The 21,185-nt window shown below is 65.6% G+C and carries 19 protein-coding genes and 1 pseudogene; 10 read left to right on the forward strand and 10 right to left on the reverse strand.

The features are described from left to right. Positions 1–29: 29 nt before the first annotated feature. The 4 genes from STE01S_RS08340 to STE01S_RS08355 all read right to left on the reverse strand — a co-directional run bounded on the left by STE01S_RS08340 (position 30) and on the right by STE01S_RS08355 (position 4,980). The gene (locus STE01S_RS08340) at positions 30–1,244 is read right to left on the reverse strand and encodes an acetyl-CoA C-acetyltransferase (RefSeq protein ID WP_062766828.1); all 1,215 of its coding nucleotides are present in this window, start codon (positions 1,242–1,244) and stop codon (positions 30–32) included. A 154-nt stretch (positions 1,245–1,398) separates the two neighbouring features. Next, positions 1,399–2,595: a CoA transferase gene (locus tag STE01S_RS08345; RefSeq protein WP_062766831.1), complete on the reverse strand. Its 1,197-nt coding sequence runs from the start codon at positions 2,593–2,595 to the stop codon at positions 1,399–1,401. Positions 2,596–2,739: 144 nt separating this feature from the next. After that, complete coding sequence (locus tag STE01S_RS08350; RefSeq protein WP_062766834.1) at positions 2,740–3,906, reverse strand: acyl-CoA dehydrogenase family protein; 1,167 nt, start codon at positions 3,904–3,906, stop codon at positions 2,740–2,742. 156 nt (positions 3,907–4,062) lie between these two features. Then, complete coding sequence (locus STE01S_RS08355; RefSeq protein ID WP_062766837.1) at positions 4,063–4,980, reverse strand: SDR family NAD(P)-dependent oxidoreductase; 918 nt, start codon at positions 4,978–4,980, stop codon at positions 4,063–4,065. Between the two features lie 102 nt (positions 4,981–5,082). Here STE01S_RS08355 and STE01S_RS08360 point away from each other — a divergent pair, with 102 nt between their 5' ends. Beyond that, the gene (locus tag STE01S_RS08360; protein ID WP_062766840.1) at positions 5,083–5,841 is read left to right on the forward strand and encodes a helix-turn-helix domain-containing protein; all 759 of its coding nucleotides are present in this window, start codon (positions 5,083–5,085) and stop codon (positions 5,839–5,841) included. Between the two features lie 60 nt (positions 5,842–5,901). Further along, positions 5,902–8,169: an FdhF/YdeP family oxidoreductase gene (locus STE01S_RS08365; RefSeq protein WP_062766843.1), complete on the forward strand. Its 2,268-nt coding sequence runs from the start codon at positions 5,902–5,904 to the stop codon at positions 8,167–8,169. Here the strand turns inward: STE01S_RS08365 and mobA are convergent. From mobA to ypfJ, 6 genes are all read right to left on the reverse strand, one after another. Continuing rightward, positions 8,166–8,684 (reverse strand): molybdenum cofactor guanylyltransferase, encoded by a 519-nt coding sequence (gene mobA, locus STE01S_RS08370; RefSeq protein WP_062766846.1) that lies wholly within the window; start codon positions 8,682–8,684, stop codon positions 8,166–8,168. The two genes, STE01S_RS08365 and mobA, sit on opposite strands and share 4 nt — an antisense overlap. After that, positions 8,681–9,490, reverse strand: coding sequence for a formate dehydrogenase accessory sulfurtransferase FdhD (fdhD, locus tag STE01S_RS08375; RefSeq protein ID WP_062766849.1), 810 nt, complete (start codon positions 9,488–9,490; stop codon positions 8,681–8,683). Before fdhD ends, mobA begins: the two co-directional genes overlap by 4 nt. Further along, positions 9,490–10,662 (reverse strand): acyl-CoA dehydrogenase family protein, encoded by a 1,173-nt coding sequence (locus STE01S_RS08380; protein WP_062766852.1) that lies wholly within the window; start codon positions 10,660–10,662, stop codon positions 9,490–9,492. The genes fdhD and STE01S_RS08380 overlap by 1 nt, the downstream gene beginning before the upstream one ends. Positions 10,663–10,754: 92 nt before the next feature. After that, positions 10,755–12,215 (reverse strand): helicase HerA domain-containing protein, encoded by a 1,461-nt coding sequence (locus tag STE01S_RS08385; protein WP_062766855.1) that lies wholly within the window; start codon positions 12,213–12,215, stop codon positions 10,755–10,757. Positions 12,216–12,285: 70 nt separating this feature from the next. Continuing rightward, positions 12,286–13,563 (reverse strand): Xaa-Pro dipeptidase, encoded by a 1,278-nt coding sequence (locus STE01S_RS08390; protein WP_062766859.1) that lies wholly within the window; start codon positions 13,561–13,563, stop codon positions 12,286–12,288. Continuing rightward, positions 13,536–14,441: a KPN_02809 family neutral zinc metallopeptidase gene (gene ypfJ, locus STE01S_RS08395; RefSeq protein WP_003044292.1), complete on the reverse strand. Its 906-nt coding sequence runs from the start codon at positions 14,439–14,441 to the stop codon at positions 13,536–13,538. The genes STE01S_RS08390 and ypfJ overlap by 28 nt, the downstream gene beginning before the upstream one ends. A 158-nt stretch (positions 14,442–14,599) precedes the next feature. Here ypfJ and STE01S_RS08400 point away from each other — a divergent pair, with 158 nt between their 5' ends. The 8 genes and pseudogenes from STE01S_RS08400 (at position 14,600) to STE01S_RS08425 (ending at position 21,098) form a co-directional block, all read left to right on the forward strand. After that, the gene (locus STE01S_RS08400) at positions 14,600–15,745 is read left to right on the forward strand and encodes a patatin-like phospholipase family protein (RefSeq protein ID WP_062766861.1); all 1,146 of its coding nucleotides are present in this window, start codon (positions 14,600–14,602) and stop codon (positions 15,743–15,745) included. Positions 15,746–15,782: 37 nt separating this feature from the next. Continuing rightward, on the forward strand, positions 15,783–16,568 hold the full coding sequence (locus STE01S_RS08405) for a 3-hydroxybutyrate dehydrogenase (RefSeq protein ID WP_003044284.1): 786 nt from the start codon (positions 15,783–15,785) through the stop codon (positions 16,566–16,568). Between the two features lie 82 nt (positions 16,569–16,650). Further along, positions 16,651–17,295 (forward strand): DUF4893 domain-containing protein, encoded by a 645-nt coding sequence (locus tag STE01S_RS08410; protein WP_062766864.1) that lies wholly within the window; start codon positions 16,651–16,653, stop codon positions 17,293–17,295. A 43-nt stretch (positions 17,296–17,338) separates the two neighbouring features. Continuing rightward, the gene (locus STE01S_RS08415) at positions 17,339–18,652 is read left to right on the forward strand and encodes an amidohydrolase (RefSeq protein WP_062766867.1); all 1,314 of its coding nucleotides are present in this window, start codon (positions 17,339–17,341) and stop codon (positions 18,650–18,652) included. A gap of 131 nt (positions 18,653–18,783) precedes the next feature. Continuing rightward, positions 18,784–18,924, forward strand: a pseudogene (locus STE01S_RS20780) (LuxR C-terminal-related transcriptional regulator); the annotation flags it as partial. Positions 18,925–19,176: 252 nt separating this feature from the next. Further along, positions 19,177–19,608: a hypothetical protein gene (locus tag STE01S_RS20785; RefSeq protein ID WP_231292900.1), complete on the forward strand. Its 432-nt coding sequence runs from the start codon at positions 19,177–19,179 to the stop codon at positions 19,606–19,608. 257 nt (positions 19,609–19,865) lie between these two features. Further along, positions 19,866–20,042 carry a DUF465 domain-containing protein gene (locus tag STE01S_RS19590; RefSeq protein ID WP_003044272.1) on the forward strand — a complete coding sequence of 59 codons (177 nt, stop codon included), beginning with the start codon at positions 19,866–19,868 and terminating at the stop codon, positions 20,040–20,042. A 69-nt stretch (positions 20,043–20,111) separates the two neighbouring features. Then, complete coding sequence (locus STE01S_RS08425) at positions 20,112–21,098, forward strand: TerC family protein (RefSeq protein WP_062766869.1); 987 nt, start codon at positions 20,112–20,114, stop codon at positions 21,096–21,098. Positions 21,099–21,185: the final 87 nt, after the last annotated feature.

Consider the following 21,185-nt stretch of genomic DNA (forward strand, 5'->3'; position numbering starts at 1 on the left):
CGCTCCAAAGTTCATTGGTCGGATATCCTTCAAGCCGCGCGCTCGAAGATCGCGGCGATACCTTGGCCGCCGCCGATGCACATGGTTTCAAGACCGTAGCGGCCATTCCTGCGGACGAGTTCACGCGTCAGATTGGCCAGAATGCGCCCGCCGGTCGCGCCGATCGGGTGGCCGAGCGAGATGCCCGAGCCGTTGACGTTGAGGATCTCATTCCGGCTGTCGTCCTCGCTCCAGCCCCAGCCCTTGAGCACGGCGAGCACCTGCGGCGCGAAGGCTTCGTTGAGTTCGACAAGGTCGATGTCGCCCCAGCCGAGGCCGTTACGCGCGAAGAGGCGTTCGACCGCGGGGACGGGGCCGATGCCCATGCGGCTGGGGTCGCAGCCCGCTGCGGCCGAGCTGTGATACCATGCGATGGGGGTCAGCCCGAGTTCGTCGAGCTTGTCTTCGGCGACGACGAGGCACGCGGCGGCGGCGTCATTCTGCTGGCTGGCGTTACCCGCGGTGACGACGCCGCCTTCGAGCGCCTTCAGTTTGCCGAGCGATTCCAGCGTCGCGTCGGCGCGGTAGCCCTCGTCGTGCGCGAAGACGACCGGATCGCCCTTTTTCTGCGGCACCGAGACGGGGACCAGTTCGTCGTCGAACAGATCGTTCGCCCAGGCTGCGGCGGCGCGCTGATGGCTGCGAACGGCATAGGCGTCGCACGCCTCGCGGCTGATGTCATAATCCTTGGCGAGATTTTCGGCGGTTTCGATCATCCCGGTGATGACGCCGAAGCGTTCGACGGGCTGCGACATCAGCCGCCCGCGCGTCAGCCGGTCGTGGAGCGTGAGGTTCCCCGCCCGCACGCCCTTGCGGATATCGGTCGAATAATGCTCGACGTTTGACATCGATTCGACGCCGCCCGCGACGACGACGTCGGACATGCCGGTCTGGACCATCATCGCGGCGTTGACGACCGCCTGCAGCCCCGAGCCGCAGCGGCGGTCGAGCTGATAGCCCGGCACGTCGAGCGGCAGGCCCGCGGCGAGCCACGACCAGTGGCCGATCGCTGGCGCCTCGCCATTGCCATAACCCTGCGAAAAGACGACGTCGTCGACCCGCGCGGGGTCGATCCCGGTGCGCTCCATGAGCGCCTTCAGGATGACCGCGCCGAGGGCGCCGGCGGTCACGGAGGACAGCGAGCCGCCGAACTTGCCGACGGCGGTGCGGATCGGGGCGACGATGGCGGCGCGGCGAAGGGTCATTTTCTAATCTCCAAACATAAATTGCGTGTGCCCCCGCGAAGGCGGGGGTCCATCACCTGCCCTCTCAGCCCTCAGCAACCGCTGGCCGGCATCGCAAGGATCGGATGATGGGCCCCCGCCTTCGCGGGGGCACAGGAAGGGGAAGTGGGGCAATTCAGCCGACACCGACGATACCGGCATCGATCAGACGGGCAATTTCGCCCGAGGAGAGCGAAAGGCGCGAGGTCAGCACTTCTTCACTGTGCTGGCCGTTGAGCGGGGCAGGGCGCGGGGGTTCGCGTTCCGCCTGCGGGATGGTCGCGAAGGCGCCCGCGGCGGGGTAGGCGAAGCCGCTGGGGTTCTGCGCCGCGCCGAAGATCGGGTTGTTCGCGACGAGCGCCGGGTCCTGAACCGCATCGAGCATCGTGCGATAGGGCGAATGGACGATCCCGACCGCGTCAAAGGCGGCGGCAAGGTCGGCATGGTCGCGACTTGCGATAGCTTTCTCGAACAAGGGGTAGAGCACGTCGCGGTGGTCGAAGCGGAGGCCGTCGTCCTTGGCGAAGGAGATGCGGCGTTCGCTTTCGATGCTCGCGATGGCGTCGCCGAGATTGAGCGCGGCGATCAGATTCGCCCATTGGCGCGGGGTGACGACGACGATCATCGTCCGTTTGCCGTCGCGCGTCACGAAGTCGCGGCCGAAGAGGCCATAGACCGCGTTGCCGAGCCGCGGGCGGTTCTCGCCCGAATAGATGACTTCGGCGATGCCGCCGAGGTTGGCGACCGTGCCAATCGCGACGTCCGACAGGGGGATGCGGACCTCGCCGCCTTCGCCGCTGACGCTGCGCCGCTGGATCGCCGCGAGCAATGCGAAGGCGGCATAGGCGCCGGTGAGCAGGTCCCAGGCGGGGAGCACATGGTTGACCGGCTCGGGCCCGGTGCCGGTCAGCATCGGATAGCCGACGCTGTTGTTCACCGTATAATCGAGCGCGGGCGAGCCGTCGGCCCAGCCCATCACGCGCACGGTGATGAGGTCCGGGCGGCCTTCGGCGAGCGTGTCGTGCGACACGAAGCCGCCCGCCGGAAAGTTGGTGATGAACTGGCCGGTCGCGCGGACCAGTTGCTGCAGCAACTCGCGCCCCTCTGGCCGGGACAGATCGAGCGCCACCGACTTTTTCGCGCGATTGAGATTCTCCCAATAGAGCGAGTTGTTCTCGGCCGTCACCGGCCAGCGGTGGAAATCGGGGCCGCCGCCGATCTGGTCGACGCGGATCACCTCGGCGCCGAACTGCGCGCAATAGAGCCCGGCCGTGGGCGAGGCGACGAAGGAGGACGCTTCGATCATCGAGAGGCCGGAGAGGAGGTTATACATGGCCAACCCCGTTGCCGTGCCCCTGCGAAGGCAGGGGCCCATCATCTGTCCTCGCGATGTCCAACGACCGGCGGCGAGAGCGCGAAAGCATCGGTGATGGGCCCCTGCCTTCGCAGGGGCACAGGATAAGGAGGTGGACCACCCTCACGCCGCCGCAAACTCGCGGAGCATATGCTTGGCGATCTGGAGCTGCAGGATCTGCGTCGTGCCTTCGTAGATGCGATAGATGCGCGCATCGCGGAAGAAGCGCTCGGCGTCATATTCGGCGAGATAGCCCGCGCCGCCATAGACCTGAACGCAGGCGTCGACGACGCGGCCACACATCTCGGAGGCGAAGACCTTGAACGCCGCGGCCTTGCGGAGAACATTCTCGCCCGCGTCGGCGCGGCGCGTGACGTCGTCCATCATGCATTCGGCGGCGTAGATGTCGATCTCGCTCTGTGCGAGCATCTGCTGGATAAGCTGGAAGTTCGCGATCGGCTCGCCGAACGCCTTGCGTTCGGTCGCATAGCGGACCGCACTGTCGAGTGCGCGGCGGGCGTAGGCGGTCGCCGCGGCGCCGACCGACATGCGGCCGTTGTCGAGGCTCATCATCGCATAGGCAAAGCCTTTGCCGAGTTCGCCGCCGAGCAACGCCTCGCCGCCGACGCGGACGTCCTCCATGATGACGTCGGCGATATGGCTGCCCGACTGGCCCATCTTCTTGTCCGATTTGCCGATGGTGATGCCGGGGGCGTCGAAGGGCACCACGAAGGCCGAAACATGCGCGTTCTTCGGCAGATTTTCCTTGCTCGTCCGCGCCATGATCAGGCCGACCTTGGCGAAGGGCGAGTTGGTGATGTAGCGTTTGGTGCCGTTCAAGACCCAGCCATTGTCGGTCTGCGTCGCGCTGGTTTGCAGCCCCGCCGAGTCCGAGCCCGATCCCGGCTCGGTCAGCCCGAAGCAGGCGATCTCGCCCGCCGCGACGCGCGGCAGCCATTCGGCCTTCTGCGCCTCGGTCCCGCCATTCTTCAATGCCGAGGCGAACATGCCGATGTTGATCGAGATGATCGATCGGAAGGCCGGCATCGCATAGCTGATCGTGTGGATCGTCTTGATATATTGGCTGACGTTCATCCCCGCGCCGCCATATTCTTCGGGGATCGTCAGGCCGAAGAGGCCCATGTCGCGCATCTCGGACAGGATATCGTCGGGGATCGCGTCGCTCTCGATAATCTCCTTCTCGGCAGGGAGAAGGCGCTCGCGGACATAGCGTTCGAGCTGTTCGATGAACTGTTCGAAGACGTCCGCGTCCATGCCGGGGTTGCTCATGAAAGGCTCCTCAACGCATTTCCAATTTCCGTATCCCCGAGCGAAGTCGAGGGGGCCGTTCGAGCGAAGCGAGAACCGGTGCCGTGATGGCCTCGGCTTCGCTCGGCAGAGCCCCTCGACTTCGCTCGGGGATACGGGTGGGTGGGAAGATTCATATTAGATCGGGTCGTAGGGGAAAACATGCGCCGACACTTCGTCGGCGCGCGCGAAGGCGGGGCGGAAGGCGGGGATGAGCTCGTCGGCGATTGCCTCGGCGGTCCAGCCTTCGAGCTTGGCCATCGAGCGCACGGGGCGCGGCTTCGAGAAAAGCAATATCTCGTTCTTGCGGACGCTGAAGATCTGGTTGGTCACATCCTTCGACAGGTCGGAGGCGAGATAGGCGACGAGCGGTGCGATCTTGTCGGGCGACATTTCCTGCAACCGCTTGACGCGCTCTTGCTCTGCCGGGGTCGTCGCCGGGATCGAACTGGTCATGCGGCTCCACGCGAAGGGCGCGATGCAGTTCGAGCGCACCCCGACGCGCGCCATGTCGAGCGCGATCGACTGCGACAGCGCGACGACGCCGAGCTTGGCGGCGGAATAATTGGCCTGTCCGATGTTACCGATAAGCCCGCTGGTCGAGGTGAAGTGGATAAAGCTGCCCGACTGCTGCTCGCGGAAGTATGGCGTCGCGGCCTTCGAGACGTTGAAGACGCCGGTGAGGTTGACCTCGATGACGCTCTTCCAATCCTCGTAGCTCATCTTGTGCCAGATGGTGTCGCGCAGGATGCCGGCGTTGTTCACGACGGCATCGATGCGGCCGAACTTTGCGACCGCATCCTCGATGATGCCGGCGGCGTCCTTGGGATCGGCGACATTGCCGAAATTGGCAGCAGCCTTGCCGCCCGCGGCGACAATGTCGTTCGCGGTGGTCTCCGCCGGGGCAGCGTCGCCGCCATCGCCCGCCTGCGCGACGCCGGGGTCGTTGACGAGGACCGCTGCGCCTTGCGCGGCGCAGTGGAGCGCCAGTTCGCGCCCGATTCCGCGTCCCGCGCCGGTAATCGCGACCACTTTGCCGTCCAGACAACCGCTCATGCCACTCTCCCGTCGAATCAATCGATAGCGCGATAGGGCGGGCAATGCATCATTTCAACATTGGGAATTGTTCTTTCATATATATGAAAATATAGCGGAGCCATGACCGGCCCCGTGCGTTCCGTTTCCGTGGCTTTTGCGATCCTGCGCCTGCTCGCCGACGCGGGACCGCTGACGCTGTCCGACATCGGCCGTAGTCTCGGCCTCAGTCCGTCGAGCTGCCTCAACCTTCTCAAGACGCTGGCGAGTGAAGGCGCGATCGAGCGCGCCGAGCCGGGCAAGCGGTACCGGCTGACGGCGGCCTGGCAGGCGGCTGCGCTGCTGCGCGACAATGGCGGCGCGGCAGCGCTTGCCGAACGCGCCCGCCCGCTGATGCTTCGCTTCGCGCAGCGCAGCGAGGCGGCGGTCGGCCTGTGGGCGGCGGTGTCGCGCGAGCGGATGCAATTGCTCGCGCATGCCGAAAGCGATGCCGGAATGCGGCTGCGCCTCGCCGACGAACAGCGCCAGCCGCTCGGCGGGGGCGCGGCCGGCCGAGCGCTCGCGGCGGCGCAGGGCGTCGATGCCCGTGAACTTGTGCGTCGTTTTGCGCCGGTGCGCTGGCAGGCCGCGCTCGATTTCGACACCTATGCCGCGCAGGTGCGCGAGGCGGCGGCCAGGGGCTTTGCCATCGACGAGGGCTTCGCGCATCGCGGCGTCGTGACGGTCGCGGCGGGGCTGGCCGAGCCGCGCCCCGGCTTTTGCCTGTCGGCGTCGATCGTCGCGGGATCGCGCAGCGCGGCGGAGATCGAAGCGCTGGGGGATGGCTTGCGCCAATTACGCGATGCGCTCGGCGCGGGCGGGGTCGCCGACGCAGGGCGATAAGCTCTGGAATTGATGTGATAGCGGGACCATAGTGCGCGTCCAATCGCTCGGGATACGACCATGGCCGAAGGCAAGCCCCGCTACACCCCTTACAAGCAGCCCGCGGGCGGATGGGGCGCCGCCGCGGCCACCGCAAAAGTGCTGCTCGAACAAAGCGTCGTTACCAAGGGATCGCGCGCGCTGCTGTCGATGAACCAACCGGGCGGTTTCAAATGTCCGAGCTGCGCCTTTCCCGATGCGAGCTGCACCAAGAAGCTGGAATTCTGTGAAAATGGCGCCAAGGCGCTCGCGCATGAGGCGACGAAATTCCGGGTAACGCGCGACTTCTTTGCGGCGCACAGTGTCACCGAGCTCATGGCGCAGTCGGACTATTGGCTCGAGATGCAGGGGCGGCTCACCGAGCCGATGCGCTATGACGCCGCGACCGACCATTATGTGCCGGTGAGCTGGGACGACGCCTTTGCGCTGATCGGCCGGCACCTGCGCGCGCTCGACGATCCCGACCAGGCCGAATTCTACACCTCCGGCCGCACTCCGAACGAGGCCGCTTTCCTCTATTCGATCTTCGTGCGCGAGTTCGGCACCAACAATTTTCCCGATTGTTCGAACATGTGCCATGAACCGACGAGCCGCGGCCTGCCGCCTGCGATCGGGGTGGGCAAAGGGACGGTGATCCTCGACGATTTCGACCATGCCGAGGCCATCTTCGTGATTGGCCAGAACCCCGGCACCAACGCGCCGCGCATGATGACCTGCCTCGTCGAAGCGCGGCGGCGCGGGGTTCCGATCGTCGCGGTCAATCCGATGCCCGAACGCGCGCTGATCCGCTTCACCGAGCCGCAGGACATCGCGCAGATGGCGACCTTCGGCTCGACGCCGATCGCCAGCGAATTCGTGCATGTGAAGATCGGCGGCGATCTTGCGCTGATCAAGGGCATGATGCGCACGATGTTCGAGCGCGAAGCCGCGGGCGAAACGGTCTTCGACCATGATTTCATCGCCGAGCATACCGAAGGTTTCGAGGAACTGCGCGACGACATCATGGCGCAGGACTGGGGCGAGATGGTCGCGGTGTCGGGCATTTCGGAAGAGCAGATCCGCCGCTGCGCCGAGGTCTACATCCGCTCCAACGCCACGATCATCTGTTACGGCATGGGGCTGACCCAGCATCAACTGGGATCGCGGCTGCTCCAGCAAGTTGCGGCGCTGCTGCTGCTCAAGGGCAATTACGGCAAGCCCGGCGCCGGCATCTCCCCGATCCGCGGTCATTCGAACGTGCAGGGCGATCGCACCGTCGGCATCGACGAAAAGCCGACCGAGGCTTATCTCGATCGCGTGCGCGATGTCTTCGGCTTCGAGCCGCCGCGCGCGCACGGCCATCACACCGTCGAATCGGTCGAGGCGATGATGGCGGGGACGGCGAAGGTCTTTATCGGGCTGGGCGGCAATTTCGTGCGCGCGGTGCCCGATACCGACCGCGCCTATGATGCGATGCGCAAGCTCGATCTGACCGTCGGCATCGCGACCAAGCTTAACCGCGGGCATCTCGTGCATGGCAAGGATGCGCTCATCCTGCCGGTCATCGCGCGATCCGAACGCATCGAAACCGCGGCGGGCGAGCAATTCGTCACGATCGAGGATTCGATGTCGAACGTCACCGCCTCGCGCGGGGTGCTCGATCCGGCGAGCGCGCATCTGTTGCCGGAGGTCGAGATCGTCTGCCGCATGGCGATGTCGGCCTTGCCCGACAGCAAGGTCGATTGGGCGAGCTATATCGACGACTATGCCCGCATCCGCGACCGGATCGCCGACGTCTATCCCGCCATCTACGCCGATTTCGGGGAGCGTATCAAGGCGCCCAAAGGCTTTCATCTCGACATCGCGCCGCGGCGCCGCGCGTGGCTGACCCCGAACGGGAAAGCCAATTTCCTGCCGCTGCCCGGACTGCACGTCGATGCGCCGGTCGATGATCCCGGCATGTTGCGGCTCGCGACGGTGCGATCGCACGATCAGTTCAACACGACGATCTATAGCTATAATGATCGCTATCGCGGCGTGTACAACGACCGGATGGTGGTGTTCATGAATGCCGAGGACATGGCGGCGCACGGCTTGGCCGAAGGCGCGAAGATCACGCTGGAAACGATCAGCACTGACGGCATCGTGCGGCGGGTCGAGGGGCTGACCGCGATCGACTATCCGATGCCGGCAGGTTCCATCGCGGGCTATTATCCCGAACTCAACCCGCTGCTGCCGCTCGTCTATTATGACCCGATCAGCGGCTGCCCGGCGGCAAAGTCGATCCCCGTGCGGGTGGTCAGTATCTAAGCAAAGCGATCGAGATCGGACGGGTGGTTGATGTTCGGCAGGTCGACATCGCTCTCGACCGCACGCGCACCGATGCGGCGGGCGAAGCTGCGCACCGACCGGTCGTCCTCTTCGCCGAGGAGCGCGTCGAGCAGCGGAAGCGCCTGCACCGGCCACAGACCGATAACCGGCTGCGCGGCGAGAGATGCCGGCGGCGGGGCAAGCAGATCGTGCAGATTTGCGGGTAGCCGAACACAGTCGACCGGCACCGTCAGCACCGCATCGAAGCCTTCGCGCGCGGCATAGGCAAGCGCCCCGGCGATGCCGCCGAGCGGGCCGAGGCCGGGCTGCGGCCGGTCGGGTATCGCGGCGACGGGCCCGTTTTCGCGCCCGACGATGACGATCCGGTCGCATTGGGGGTTCAGCGCCGCGACGGCATGATCGAGGAGCGTCGTGCCGCCCAAGAGCGCCTGCGCCTTGTCCGAGCCGAAGCGGCGCGACTGCCCGCCGGCGAGTACCGCGCCGAGCAGCCTCATGCGATCATGCCCTGCGCGTCGCAGAGGATAAGGGCATTGTCGGCGCGCGCCAGCGAGACGAGCGTCAGCCCGGCCGATGCGGCGCGCTCGGCGGCAAGGCTGGTGGGCGCCGAGATGGTGACGAGCATCGGGCAGCCCGCGCGTACCGTCTTTTCGACCAGTTCGTAGCTGCAGCGCGCCGACAGCAGGATGAAGCCGCCCGCCGGATCGGTAGCGCCGCGCGCGAGCGCACCGACAAGCTTGTCAAGGGCAGTGTGCCGTCCGACGTCTTCGCGAACGAGCAAAATTTCGCCATCGGGGTCGCAGAAAGCGGCGGCGTGGGCGGCGCCGGTCGCACGCCCGAGCGGTTGCCGCTCGGGGAGCGCCGCAAGCGCGCGCGCGATCGCCGCGCGCGGCACGGTGACGCGCGCGGTCACGGGTGGCAGCGGGCGCAGCACCGCGTCGATATTTTCGAGGCCGCACAGGCCGCAACTGCTCTCGCTCACGCGCGTCCGGGCGCGGTCGAGCGCGCGCGCAGCGCAAGCGGGGGAAAGCCAGAGCCGCAGCGCATGGCCGCCGGGAACCAGCTGCGCGTCGATCCGGTCGATCTGCGCTGCCGTATCAACGAACCCCTCGGCCAGTGCGAAGCCGACGCCGAAATCTTCGAGATCGGCGGGCGTCGCCATCATCACGGCATAGGCGAGCCCCTGAACCTCGATCGAGACCGGCATCTCGACCGCGATCATGCGCTCGATGTCGGCATCGCCCGCCACCCCCAGACCCATCCGGCGCACCGGGCGCGGAAGGAAGGGCGGGGTATCGGCCATCAATAGGACCGCGGCATGCCGAGGACATGCTCGGCGAGGAAGGAGAGGATGAGGTTCGTCGAGATCGGCGCGACCTGATAGAGGCGCGTCTCGCGGAACTTGCGCTCGACGTCATATTCCTCGGCAAAGCCGAAACCGCCGTGGGTCTGGATGCAGACATTGCCGGCTTCGACCGACGCGTCGGCAGCGAGCATCTTTGCCATATTGGCCTCGGCGCCGTTGGGCTGCCCCGCTTCATAAAGCCGCGCGGCTTCGTGAACCATCAATTCGGCGGCGCGCATATTGGCATAGGCGCGCGCGATCGGGAAGGAGATGCCCTGGTTCTGGCCGATCGCGCGGCCGAAAACATGGCGTTCGTTCGCATAGTCGGCGGACTTCCGGATGAACCATTTGGCGTCGCCGACACATTCGGCGGCGATCAACGTCCGTTCGGCGTTCATGCCCGAGAGGATGTAACGGAAGCCTTTTCCTTCCTCGCCCAACAGGTTGGCGGCCGGAATGCGCATATTGTCGAAGAAGACCTCGGTCGTCGCATGATTCATCATCGTGCGGATCGGGCGGATGGTGAGCGACCCGTCGGCCAGCGCCTTTTTCATATCGACGATGAAGGTCGAAAGGCCGTCGGTCTTTTTCGCCGCCTGATCTTTCGGCGTCGTGCGCGCGAGCAGCAGCATCAGGTCGCTATGCTCGGCGCGGCTGGTCCAGATTTTCTGGCCGTTCACGACATAATCGTCGCCATCGCGCACCGCGACGGTGCGCAGCGCGGTCGTGTCGGTGCCGCTCGTCGGCTCGGTGACGCCGAAGGCTTGGAGACGCAACTCGCCGGTTGCAATTTTGGGCAGATAGGCTTGCTTCTGTTCTTCCGACCCGTGGCGCAGGATCGAACCCATGATGTACATCTGCGCGTGGCAGGCGCCGCCGTTGCAGCCTTCGGCCTGAATCGTCTCGAGGATCGCCGCCGCCGCCGACAGGCCGAGCCCCGATCCGCCATATTCTTCGGGGATCAGCACCGAGAGATAGCCCGCGTCGGTCAGCGCCTTGACGAATGCGGTGGGATATTCGCGCCTTACGTCGAGTTCGCGCCAATATTCGCCCGGAAACTCGGCGCACAGCCGCCGCACGCCCTCACGAATCTCGGGAAAATGCTCGCTGTCATAGGGGCTGAGCTGCATCGTCGCTGGTCCAATCCTCTCTTTGCTTCGCGCCGCTTATGCCGATGCACCGCGCCGCCGCAACCATCAAGCGTGAGAGCGCGGGCGGCCGATCACTCGGCCTCGGTGCTGAGTCCCAGCGCCGGGATGCCGATCGACCGGCGTCCGCCGAAATCCGACCGCACCACCACCGCGCCCTGCCGCTCCATATATTCGACGAGGCGGCGGACCCGGCCCGGCGAGCGCGTGCCATAGGCGGCGCCGAGCGCATCGTCGTCGGGGCAGGGCGATCCCTCCATCGCGGCGCGCCCGATCAGCAGGAAGGGCGCGAGCATGTCGTCGGGCAGGCGCGCCGCCGCGTCGAGCAGGTCGTGCCATTGCGGCTCGGCGGGATCGAAGATGCCCGCCTTGGCGAGTGCGAAGCGGCGCCGGAACTGCGCAAGGTCGAGCGGCACCTGCCGCAGCTTCTGCATCCGGCAGCGCACCGAAAAATCCTGATAGAGAAAGGATTCGGCATGGAAACCGCACGCCGGGTCGGCGAGCATGTCGCGCAGCGCCGCGATGACCACGGGTTCGGGATCGATCGCCGGTGCTGGCTCCGACGGCGGGCCGTCGTCGATGGGCGACGTGGCGTCTTCGGCGGGGACGACGAAGCGCTCCATCAACTCCTGCGCCGCGACCGGGCGTGGGGCCGGGGCGGGATGCGGCGCGGGTTGGGAGTCGAGATTGGCGAAGAGCATCGTCTGCATATCGGCCGGCTCGGCGCTTGGCAGCGGCAACAGGCTGTGCGTGCCCGCGCGCGTCGCGGTACGGGTCGAGCCGATACGGATCGATACGGGCCGCCGCGTGATCGCGGGACCAAGGCCGAGGAAGCAGCCGCGGTCGAGGTCGCGTATCTGCTCGGCCTGGCGGCGCTCCATGCCGAGCAGGTCGGCGGCGCGCGCCATGTCGATGTCGAGGAAGGTGCGCCCCATCAGGAAATTGCTCGCCTCCGCGGCGACATTCTTGGCGAGCTTTGCGAGCCGCTGCGTCGCGATGGCGCCGGCGAGGCCGCGCTTGCGGCCGCGGCACATCAAATTGGTCATCGCCGACAGCGAGGCGCGCCGAACCGCGTCGGACACTTCGCCCGCCGCGCTCGGTGCGAACATCTGGGCTTCGTCGACGACGACGAGCGCCGGGAACCAGTGCGCGCGCGGCGCATCGAACAGGGCGTTCAGGAAGACCGCGACGCAGCTCATCTGCGCCTCGATCTCCAGCGTGTCGAGGCTGAGGACGACCGAGGCGCGATGTTCGCGGATGCGCGCGCCCATCGCCGCGATTTCGGCCTCGCTATAATCGCCTGCGTTGACGACGATGTGCGAATATTGGTCGGCGAGGGTGACGAAATCGCCCTCGGGATCGATCACGATCTGCTGGACGAGTCCTGCGCTTTCTTCGAGCAGGCGGCGGAGCAGGTGCGATTTGCCCGATCCTGAATTGCCCTGGACCAACAGGCGCGTCGCCAGCAATTCCTGGACATTGACATGAACGGGCCGCTGCGCGCCGTCGATTCCGATTTCGATGCTGTTGTCCACTGCGCAGCCCCTAACGAGGCGTCCGCGCCGTGACAACCGGGCTCGGCGCTCGGCGACGGCGCGCGCCGCGTCAGCGGATGATCGTCCCGCCTTTCATCACATGATCGATCCGTTCGAGGACGCGGATATCGGTCAGCGGATCGGCCTTCACCGCGATCAGGTCGCCATAGCGGCCCGGTGCCACCGCGCCGACATCGCTACGGCCCATTTCTTCCGAAGCGCGGCCGGTCGCGGCCTGGATCGCCTGCATCGGCGTCATGCCATAACGGACCATATAGGCGAATTGCCGCGCGTTGAGCCCGTGCGGATAGACCCCCGCGTCGGTCGCGAAGCCGATCTTGATCCCCAATTCGACGGCCCGCCTGAACGCCGCGCGCTGCGTGTCGGTGGTTTCGCGATTCTTGCGCAGATATTCCTCGGGCCAACCCTCTTTCGTCCCGATGTCGTTAATGTAATCGCCGTTGTAGATGTCCATCGCGAGCCAGGTGCCGTGCGCCTTCGCCATCTGCAGCGCCTCTTCGTCGGCGAGGCTTGCATGCTCGATGCTGTCGACCCCGGCACGGATCGCATTCTTGATCCCTTCGGCGCCATGCGCGTGAGCCGTGACGCGCTTGCCGCGCGCGTGGGCAACCGTCACGACGGCGCGAAGCTGATCCTCGGTGAGTTCGGGTGCACCGGGTTCGGTGCCGATCGCCAGCACCGCGCCGGTCGCAATCGTCTTGATGAAATCGGCGCCATGATCGAGCAGAAAGGCGGTCTTGGCCGCGGCCTCTTCGGGCGTCGCGGCGACCCCCAGCCGCATATCGGGCGGGAGCTGGTCATTGGGGACCACGCCGTTGAGTTCGCCGCCGCCGCCGGGGATGGTGATATAGGCGCCCGCGACCCACATGCGCGGCCCCGGTACATCGCCGCGGTCGATCGCATTGCGGAGTGCGACATCGGTCAGCCCGCGATAGGTGCCGACGTCGCGCACGCTGGTGAAGCCGGCGTCGAGCGTCACGCGTGCGTTGCGCGCGCCGACGAGCGCTGTTTCGGCGGGCGAGGCCTTCATCGGTGCGGCAAGATCGGCGCTCTGCCCCAGATCGGCGAGGTGCGTGTGCAGGTCGATCAGCCCGGGCAGCACGGTATAGGCCGACCAGTCGACTACCTGTGCGCCGTCGGGCGCCTTGCCGCACGGCGCGACCGCGACGATATGCTCGTCGGCGATGGTGATGCACTGGCCGGTGCGAACGGTGTCGGTCAGCCCGTCGATCAGGCGCCCGGCCTTTACATAGATGCTTGCCGCCGAAGCGGGCGCGGATACCGCCGCCAGCGCGGCGATCAGCGCGAAGCGTTGAAAGTGTCGCACTGGCGCGGATCTCCGGTTTCCAGGCCGCGGCGCAGCCAGCTCATGCGCTGTTCGCTCGTGCCGTGGGTGAAACTTTCAGGAACGGGACGCTGCCCGGCCGAGCGCATCAGCGTATCGTCGCCGATCGCGTTGGCGGCGCGCATCGCTTCTTCCATATCGCCGGGTTCCATCACCGGCTGACCGTCCTTCGTCCGCGCGCGATTGGCCCAAACGCCGGCGTAGCAGTCGGCCTGCAGCTCCATGCGAACCTGCAGTGCATTGCCCTCGGCCTGCGACGATCGCGCCTGCATCTGGCGAACCTTGTCCGAAATGCCGGTCAGCGTCTGGATGTGGTGACCGACCTCGTGCGCGACGACATAGGCCTGCGCCGCATCGCCGGCGGCGCCGAAGCGGCTCGCCAGTTCGTTGAAGAAGTTGGTGTCGAGGTAGACCCCTTGATCGGCGGGGCAGTAGAACGGGCCCATCGCGGCCTGTGCAGCGCCGCAGCCCGACCGGTTTTCGTCGGTGAAGAAATTGAGCGTCGGCTTGCGATAGCCGTCGACAAGCTGCCCCCAGACCTGATGCGTCGAGCCGAAGACGTTGCAGGCGAATTTCTCCGCCGCCGTGTCGCAGGCAACCCCCTGCGGTGCGCCGCGGCTTTGTGCCATCGGGTCGGCGCTTCCGCCCCCGGTGCTGAGCAGGCTGGCGCCGGGACCGAGAAAGACGAAGGCGAGCACGCCGAGCAGCAGGATGGTCCCGCAGCCCATCTTGCGTCCGAGCAGCATCGGCAGCAGGCCGACGAGCAATCCGCCCATGCCGCCGCCCCCGCCGCCGAATCCGCCTCCGCCGCGACCGAGATCGCGAATGTCGTCGCCGGGATCATAATCGTCGAGGCGCATGCCTGTCTCCGCCGTCAAAGCCTTGTCGTAAAACGGTTGTGGCAGCAGCACCCCGCAATTGGAAGGGGATTCGCGCTGCACAGCACCCTTGCATTGTTCGCTGTTGCGGCGCACAAAAGACGCGGGTGCCGACCCAGAAGAGGATCGTTTCCGAGTCCATGCCTCGCCGCGCTGCCCGAGCCGCCCTGCCGCTTCCCGACCTTGTGGTGCTTGTCCTGCAGGGGGGCGGTGCGCTTGGCGCCTTTCAGGCGGGCGTTTACGAAGCGCTGATCGATCTGGGGATCGAACTCGATTGGGTCGCGGGCATTTCGATCGGCGCGATCAACGCCGCCATCATCGCGGGCAATCCGCGCGACGAGGCGGTCGGAAAGATGCGCGCCTTTTGGGAGGGCGTGTCGTCGGCGCTGCCCTCGCTACCGGTGGTCGACAATGATGCGGTGCGCGAATGGGTGCATCTGGGCGCTGCCGCGCAGGTCGCGAGTTTCGGGGTGCCGGGATTTTTCGTTCCGCGCATCCCGCCGCCGCTTTTCGCCGAACGGCAAACGCCAGCCGCGGTGAGCTATTATGACACGACGCCGCTGATCGCGACGCTCGACCGGCTGATCGACTGGGATCGGCTCAACACGGGCAATGTCCGGCTTTCGGTCGGCGCGGTCGCGGTCGAGACGGGCAATTTCCGCTATTTCGATACCCGCACCGACCGGATCGACGCGCGGCATATCATGGCGTCGGGTGCCTTGCCGCCGGGACTGCCGCCGATCGAGATCGACGGGCATTGGTATTGGGATGGCGGGCTGGTGTCGAACACGCCGCTCGAGCATGTGGTCGAGGCGGCGCACGAGGATATGCTCGTCTTTCAGGTCGATCTTTTCCCGGCGCGCGGCGATCGTCCGCACGATCTGGAAGAGGCCTGGTCGCGCGAAAAGGATATCCGCTATTCGAGCCGTACGCGGCGCATTTCCGACGGTCTGGTACGGCGGCGCAAGGAGCATGCGTTGATCGATCGGATGCTGGCGAAGCTGCCGCCCGAGGCGCGCGATCTGCCCGAGGTCAAGGCGGTCCAGAAGATGGTCGATTGCAAGGCGCTGAACGTCGTGCAGCTCATTCATCAACCGCCCGCCTGGCAAACCGGTGCGCGCGATTTCGAATTCTCGCGCTCGACGATGGAGGCCAATTGGGCGCTCGGCCGCGCCGCGGTCGAAGCGGCGATGAAGGACGGGCATCTTCTTGCCGAAAGCATCGCCGAAGGGCGATCGGACAGTTTCGCGGTGCAGGCCGACCTGCTGCGGCCCAAGGCCGGCTGACCGCCATCATTATCTCCCCCCGAAGAAAGGATCATTTATGCGACTGCAAGGCAAGACGGCTCTCGTCACTGGATCGACGTCGGGCATCGGCCTCGGCATTGCCAAGGCGCTCGCCGCCGAGGGCGCGAACATCATCATCAACGGCTTCGGCGAAGAGGCGGCGATCGAAGCCGAACGCGCGGCGCTGCAGGTGCTGAACGGCGGCAAGGCCGCCTATGATGGTGCCGACCTGACCAAGCCCGACGAGATCGAAGCGATGTTCAAGCGCGCCGACAAGGACATGGGCGGCGTCGACATCCTCGTGAACAATGCGGGCATGCAATATGTCGCGCCGGTCGAGGATTTCCCGGTCGAAAAATGGGACATGATCATCGCGCTCAACCTGACCGCGGCTTTCCACACCATCCGCCATGCGGTTCCGGGGATGCGCAAGAAAGGATGGGGGCGGATCATCGGGACCGCATCGGCGCACTCGCTCGTCGCCTCGCCGTTCAAATCGGCCTATGTCACCGCGAAGCACGGCCTTGCGGGCCTGACCAAGACGGTTGCGCTGGAAGTTGCCGAAGCCGGCATCACCGTCAATTGCATCAGCCCGGGCTATGTCTGGACGCCGCTCGTCGAGAACCAGATCCCCGATACGATGAAGGCGCGGCACATGACGCGCGAGCAGGTCATCAACGACGTGCTACTCGCTGGTCAGCCGACCAAGCAGTTCGTGACGGTCGAGCAAGTGGCCGCGATCGCCGCCTTCCTGACCCGCGACGAGGCCGCGAACATCACTGGCGCCAATCTGAGCGTCGATGGCGGCTGGACCGCCGCCTGAGGGCGCTTGCGCGCGTCCCGCCCTTGAGCATTCGTCCGTCGCCTCCTAAGGGTTAACCAAAGCCGATCAGGAGAGACGGAGAATGCGGGGTCGCACTACGCTTGTTTCCACCCTGGCGCTGGGGTTGACCCTTGGCGCCTGCCAGACCGTGCCCGCCGTGCCGCCTTCGGCGGCCGACGCCCCTGCGTCCGCAGGAACGTGGCGCGCGACGGCGACCGATCAGGACAAGGAACGCATACGCAGCTGGTACAAGAGCTGGCAGGCGGCGCTGACCGATGCGCGCGCGAAAGGCTACGGCGCCGAAATCGAGCGCGAGGGCGTTTTGCTCGAGCCGATGGCGGCGCTGCCCAATCCGCACATTCCCGCCGGCGATTACCGGTGCCGGACGATCAAGCTCGGTACGCAGGGGCGCAGCACGCTCGCCTATATCGCTTATGACTGGTTCCGGTGCCGCATCGCCGACGAGCAGGGCATCGCGAGCTTCGTCAAGCTGACCGGATCGCAGCGCCCCGTGGGCCTGATCTTTCCCGACAGCCTGAACCGGCAGGTCTTTCTGGGCACGCTGCAGCTTGGCGACGAACGGCTGGCCATCGATTATGGTACTGACCGCATGCGCGATATGGCGGGGCTGGTCGAACGGATCGGCGACAATCGCTGGCGGCTGGTGCTGCCGGCGCCGGCCTATGAATCCTTGCTCGATGTGATCGAGATGGTTCCCGCAAACTGACGGAAAAATTTGACGGGCGAGATTGACGGACAAAGGGGGATTTATGCGGATTTTGTGGACGGGCGTTGCGGCACTGGCGCTGACGATGCCGGCGGCGGCGCAATCGCTGGGCGATCAGGTGCAGCAGCAGATGCCCTCGTTGATGGCGATCTACAAGGATCTGCACGCCAACCCCGAACTCAGCTTCATGGAGGTGCGCTCGGCCGGCATTCTCGCCACCGAAGCGCGCAAGCTCGGCTTCGATGTCACCGAAAAGGTTGGCGGAACCGGCGTCGTCGCCGTGATGAAGAACGGCCCCGGTCCGGTGGTGCTGGTGCGCGCGGACATGGACGGATTGCCGGTGACCGAACAGACGGGCCTGCCCGGTGCGTCAAAGGTTCGCGTGACCACCAAGGAAGGCGTCGAAACCGGCGTGATGCATGCGTGCGGCCACGATACGCACATGACGTCGTGGATCGGCACCGCGCGGCTGATGGCGGCGAACAAGGATAAATGGTCGGGAACGCTGGTGATGATCGGCCAACCCGCCGAGGAGCGCGGCGCGGGCGCGCGGATGATGCTCGAGGATGGGCTCTATACCCGCTTTCCGAAGCCGGAATATGCGCTCGCCTTCCACGACGCAGCGCAGTTTCCGGCCGGAGCGATCGGCTACACGCCGGGCTATGCGCTCGCCAATGTCGATAGCGTCGACATATTGGTAAAGGGCGTCGGCGGTCATGGCGCCTATCCGCAGGCAACCAAGGATCCGATCGTGCTGGCGAGCCGGATCGTCACCGCGCTGCAAACGCTCGTGTCGCGTGAAATCAGCCCGCTCGACAGCGCCGTCGTCACCGTCGGCAGTTTCCATGCCGGCGCGAAGCATAATATCATCCCCGACGAGGCGCGACTGCAGTTGACGGTTCGCAGCTATACCGACGAGGTGCGCAACCATCTGCTCGACGGCATTGCGCGCGTGGCCAAGGGCGAAGCGATCGCCGCAGGCCTCCCCGACGACAAATTGCCGGTGGTCAGCGTCGAAAAGGACGAATTCACGCCCTCGACCTTCAACACCCCCGATTTTACCGAGGATATGGCGGCGTTCCTGACGACGCGCTTTGGCGACAAGCGCGTCATCAAGATGCCGCCGGTCATGGGCGGCGAGGATTTCGGCCGCTTCTCGCGCGATGACAAGGACATCAAGAGCCTGATCATCTGGGTCGGCGGCGTGCCGCAGGCCGAACTCGATGCGGCGAAGAAGGAAGGGCGGACCCTGCCCAGCCTTCACTCGCCCTTCTGGGCGCCCGACGCGCCCGCGGTCATCTCGACCGCGACCGAGGCGCTGACGTCGATGGCGATGAAGCTGATGCCGAAGGGGTGATCGGCGGATTGGGGCCGACGCGCTGACTTGATTCGGGCGGCTCGGTCGCAGGCATGATCGGCCTGGCCATAGCGCCATTTCCCAAATAAATTGGGATGGACCTGTCGGTGGCGCTGTGGTGAGCAAAATCCATGTCTGCGAATGACCCGTTTCCCGGCTTGTCTGCGCGTCTTACCGACCGGGAAGTGGAGGTTTTGCGCCTGTTGGTCGCCGGGCATACCGTCAAGACCATCGCGGCGCGCCTGGGGCGTTCGGAAACCTCGATCAATGAGCGCCTGCGCTCCGCCCGCCGCAAGACGGGGGTCGGCAGCAGCCGCGAATTGGCGCGCCTTCTCGACCTCCAAAAAACTTGTGACGAAAATATCGATCTTCCGAAACCGCCCTCCGATGTGGAGCCGTTGGCGCACACCGCAACCATCGGGGTTCGCGGTTCGAAAGGATTGATCGCCATGCTCTTTGCAATATCCTTGGCCGCCGCCGGATTGATGTTTGCGGCCGCCCCGTCCGCCGACCAACCGGGTTCCTTGAACGCCGCCCATGATACGGCATCGCGTTCCTTGCCGCTGGTCGGAAGCTGGTCGCTGGACGCATCGCAGTTGCCCGAAAAAGAACGGCCCCGGCGAGTGACGATCAGCTTCCGGCCGGCGCAGGACGGCAAATGGACAACGCGCGTCGAAATCGTCGCGCCCGACGGCTCGGTCAAATATTCGGAATCGACCGCCGCGCTCGATGGCGTCGCCGTGCCGATCACCGGCAATATGGGGTTCATCGACACCGTCGCCCTGCGTCAGCCGGCACCGGACACATTGGTGATGACTTTGGGCAAGGCAGGCACCCGGGTATCGACGCGGGTCTATACCGTCGCCAAGGATCTGAAATCGATGACCGAAACGATCGTCTGGTCGAGCGACAATAGTCAGAAGCTGGAAACCACGCATTTCAATCGCGTCGAGTGATCGACGCGTAGCGTCCCGTCGCCGGCAGGCGTTCTCCCAAATGTCCCCGGGAGGACTTGCAAGCGGCGGGGCGCTATCCTACATTTGAAAAGTGCGGGCCGGGCCCCTCTGGCGTCGGCGGGATATTTCCCGCCACGTGATGTCGGACCGCATCGGGTGACACCGATGCCTTGGCGGCCCATCCTCCCCCCTACCAAAGGGCCCGGCATCGGCGTCACCTGTTTTGAGCAATCTCAATCAGGAGGCGCCTTATGTCCATGAATACCCACATTTATCGATTGACCGTGCTGCACCGCAAGCTCGACGACGCCGTGCGTCGCGAGCGCGGACGGCGTGGCGGCGATCCGTTTCGCCTGTTGCGGCTGAAGAAGCTGAAGCTGGCGGTCAAGGATCGCCTTGCCATGCTCGCGCGGCGCCCGGCCTTCGGCCGCTAATCATCGATAATCCATGATATGGGCGCGTCGCTTGCGAGCGGCGCGTCCCTTCTTTTGGGACGGACGCATATGGAATTTCTGTTTTCCGACTGGCTCGGTACGCCGGTCTGGTTCTGGGCCGCCTTCATCGGCCTTGTCGTCGCGCTGACCGCATTCGACCTTGGCATCCTGCACAAGGAAAACAAGGAGATGGGGATCGGCGAGAGCCTGAAGCTCTCGGCGCTCTATATCGGTATCGCGCTGGCCTTCGGCGCCTGGATCTGGGCGGAGAAGGGCGGCGAGGCCGGCCTGCAATATTACACGGGCTTCTTCATCGAGAAGGCGCTGTCGATCGACAATATCTTCGTCATCTCGCTGATCTTCGCGACTTTTGCCATCCCCGCGCGCTATCAGTATCGCGCGCTGCTGTGGGGCATCGTCGCGGTGATCGTGCTGCGCGGGATCATGATCGCGGGCGGCGCGGCGCTGGTTACCGAATATGAATGGCTGCTCTACGTCTTCGCCGCCTTTCTGGTCTTCACCGGCGTCAAGATGCTGTTCGCGAGCGACAAGCCGATGGACGTTGCGGGCAATCCCGTCGTCCGCTGGCTGTCGCGGCACATTCCGATCACGCCCGATCTGCACGGCGAGAAATTCTTCGTCCGCACGATCGACAAGAAGAGCGGCAAGCTCGCGCTCGCCGCGACGCCGCTGTTCCTGGCGCTGGTCGTCATCAATCTGGCCGACCTCGTGTTCGCGGTCGACAGCGTGCCGGCGATCTTCGCGATCACGACCGACACCTTCATCGTCTATACGTCGAACATCATGGCGATCCTCGGTCTGCGCGCGCTCTATTTCGCGCTCGCCGCCATGGTGCACCGTTTCCACTATCTGAAATATGCGCTGGCGCTGGTGCTCGTCTTCATCGGATCGAAGATCTTCGTTGCCGACTTCCTGCTCGGCGGGGCCAAATTCCCGCCGCTGATCAGCCTGGGCGTCACGGTCGCGTTGATCGCGGGCGGCGTGCTCTGGTCGCTCGTCAAGACGAAGGACGGCGACGCATCGGCGTCGACATAGGAAGCGTGCGGGCCGCTTCTATCCCCAACGGGGGGTAGAGGCGGCCCGAACTGCAGCCTGCTTGTGCACTCCGGCAGAAAATGCCGG

This window comes from Sphingopyxis terrae subsp. terrae NBRC 15098 (assembly GCF_001598815.1).
Taxonomy (GTDB): domain Bacteria; phylum Pseudomonadota; class Alphaproteobacteria; order Sphingomonadales; family Sphingomonadaceae; genus Sphingopyxis; species Sphingopyxis terrae.

Coding starts and splice junctions, on each gene's coding strand:
- STE01S_RS08350 (WP_062766834.1), bottom strand. CDS start 3,906: ATGAGCAACCCCGGCATGGACGCGGACGTCTTCGAACAGTTCATCGAA.
- STE01S_RS08415 (WP_062766867.1), top strand. CDS start 17,339: ATGCGGATTTTGTGGACGGGCGTTGCGGCACTGGCGCTGACGATGCCG.
- STE01S_RS08345 (WP_062766831.1), bottom strand. CDS start 2,595: ATGTATAACCTCCTCTCCGGCCTCTCGATGATCGAAGCGTCCTCCTTC.
- ypfJ (WP_003044292.1), bottom strand. CDS start 14,441: ATGCGCCTCGACGATTATGATCCCGGCGACGACATTCGCGATCTCGGT.
- STE01S_RS19590 (WP_003044272.1), top strand. CDS start 19,866: ATGAATACCCACATTTATCGATTGACCGTGCTGCACCGCAAGCTCGAC.
- STE01S_RS08405 (WP_003044284.1), top strand. CDS start 15,783: ATGCGACTGCAAGGCAAGACGGCTCTCGTCACTGGATCGACGTCGGGC.
- STE01S_RS08360 (WP_062766840.1), top strand. CDS start 5,083: ATGACCGGCCCCGTGCGTTCCGTTTCCGTGGCTTTTGCGATCCTGCGC.
- STE01S_RS08355 (WP_062766837.1), bottom strand. CDS start 4,980: ATGAGCGGTTGTCTGGACGGCAAAGTGGTCGCGATTACCGGCGCGGGA.
- STE01S_RS08365 (WP_062766843.1), top strand. CDS start 5,902: ATGGCCGAAGGCAAGCCCCGCTACACCCCTTACAAGCAGCCCGCGGGC.
- STE01S_RS08380 (WP_062766852.1), bottom strand. CDS start 10,662: ATGCAGCTCAGCCCCTATGACAGCGAGCATTTTCCCGAGATTCGTGAG.
- STE01S_RS08400 (WP_062766861.1), top strand. CDS start 14,600: ATGCCTCGCCGCGCTGCCCGAGCCGCCCTGCCGCTTCCCGACCTTGTG.
- STE01S_RS08425 (WP_062766869.1), top strand. CDS start 20,112: ATGGAATTTCTGTTTTCCGACTGGCTCGGTACGCCGGTCTGGTTCTGG.
- STE01S_RS08410 (WP_062766864.1), top strand. CDS start 16,651: ATGCGGGGTCGCACTACGCTTGTTTCCACCCTGGCGCTGGGGTTGACC.
- STE01S_RS08340 (WP_062766828.1), bottom strand. CDS start 1,244: ATGACCCTTCGCCGCGCCGCCATCGTCGCCCCGATCCGCACCGCCGTC.
- fdhD (WP_062766849.1), bottom strand. CDS start 9,490: ATGGCCGATACCCCGCCCTTCCTTCCGCGCCCGGTGCGCCGGATGGGT.
- mobA (WP_062766846.1), bottom strand. CDS start 8,684: ATGAGGCTGCTCGGCGCGGTACTCGCCGGCGGGCAGTCGCGCCGCTTC.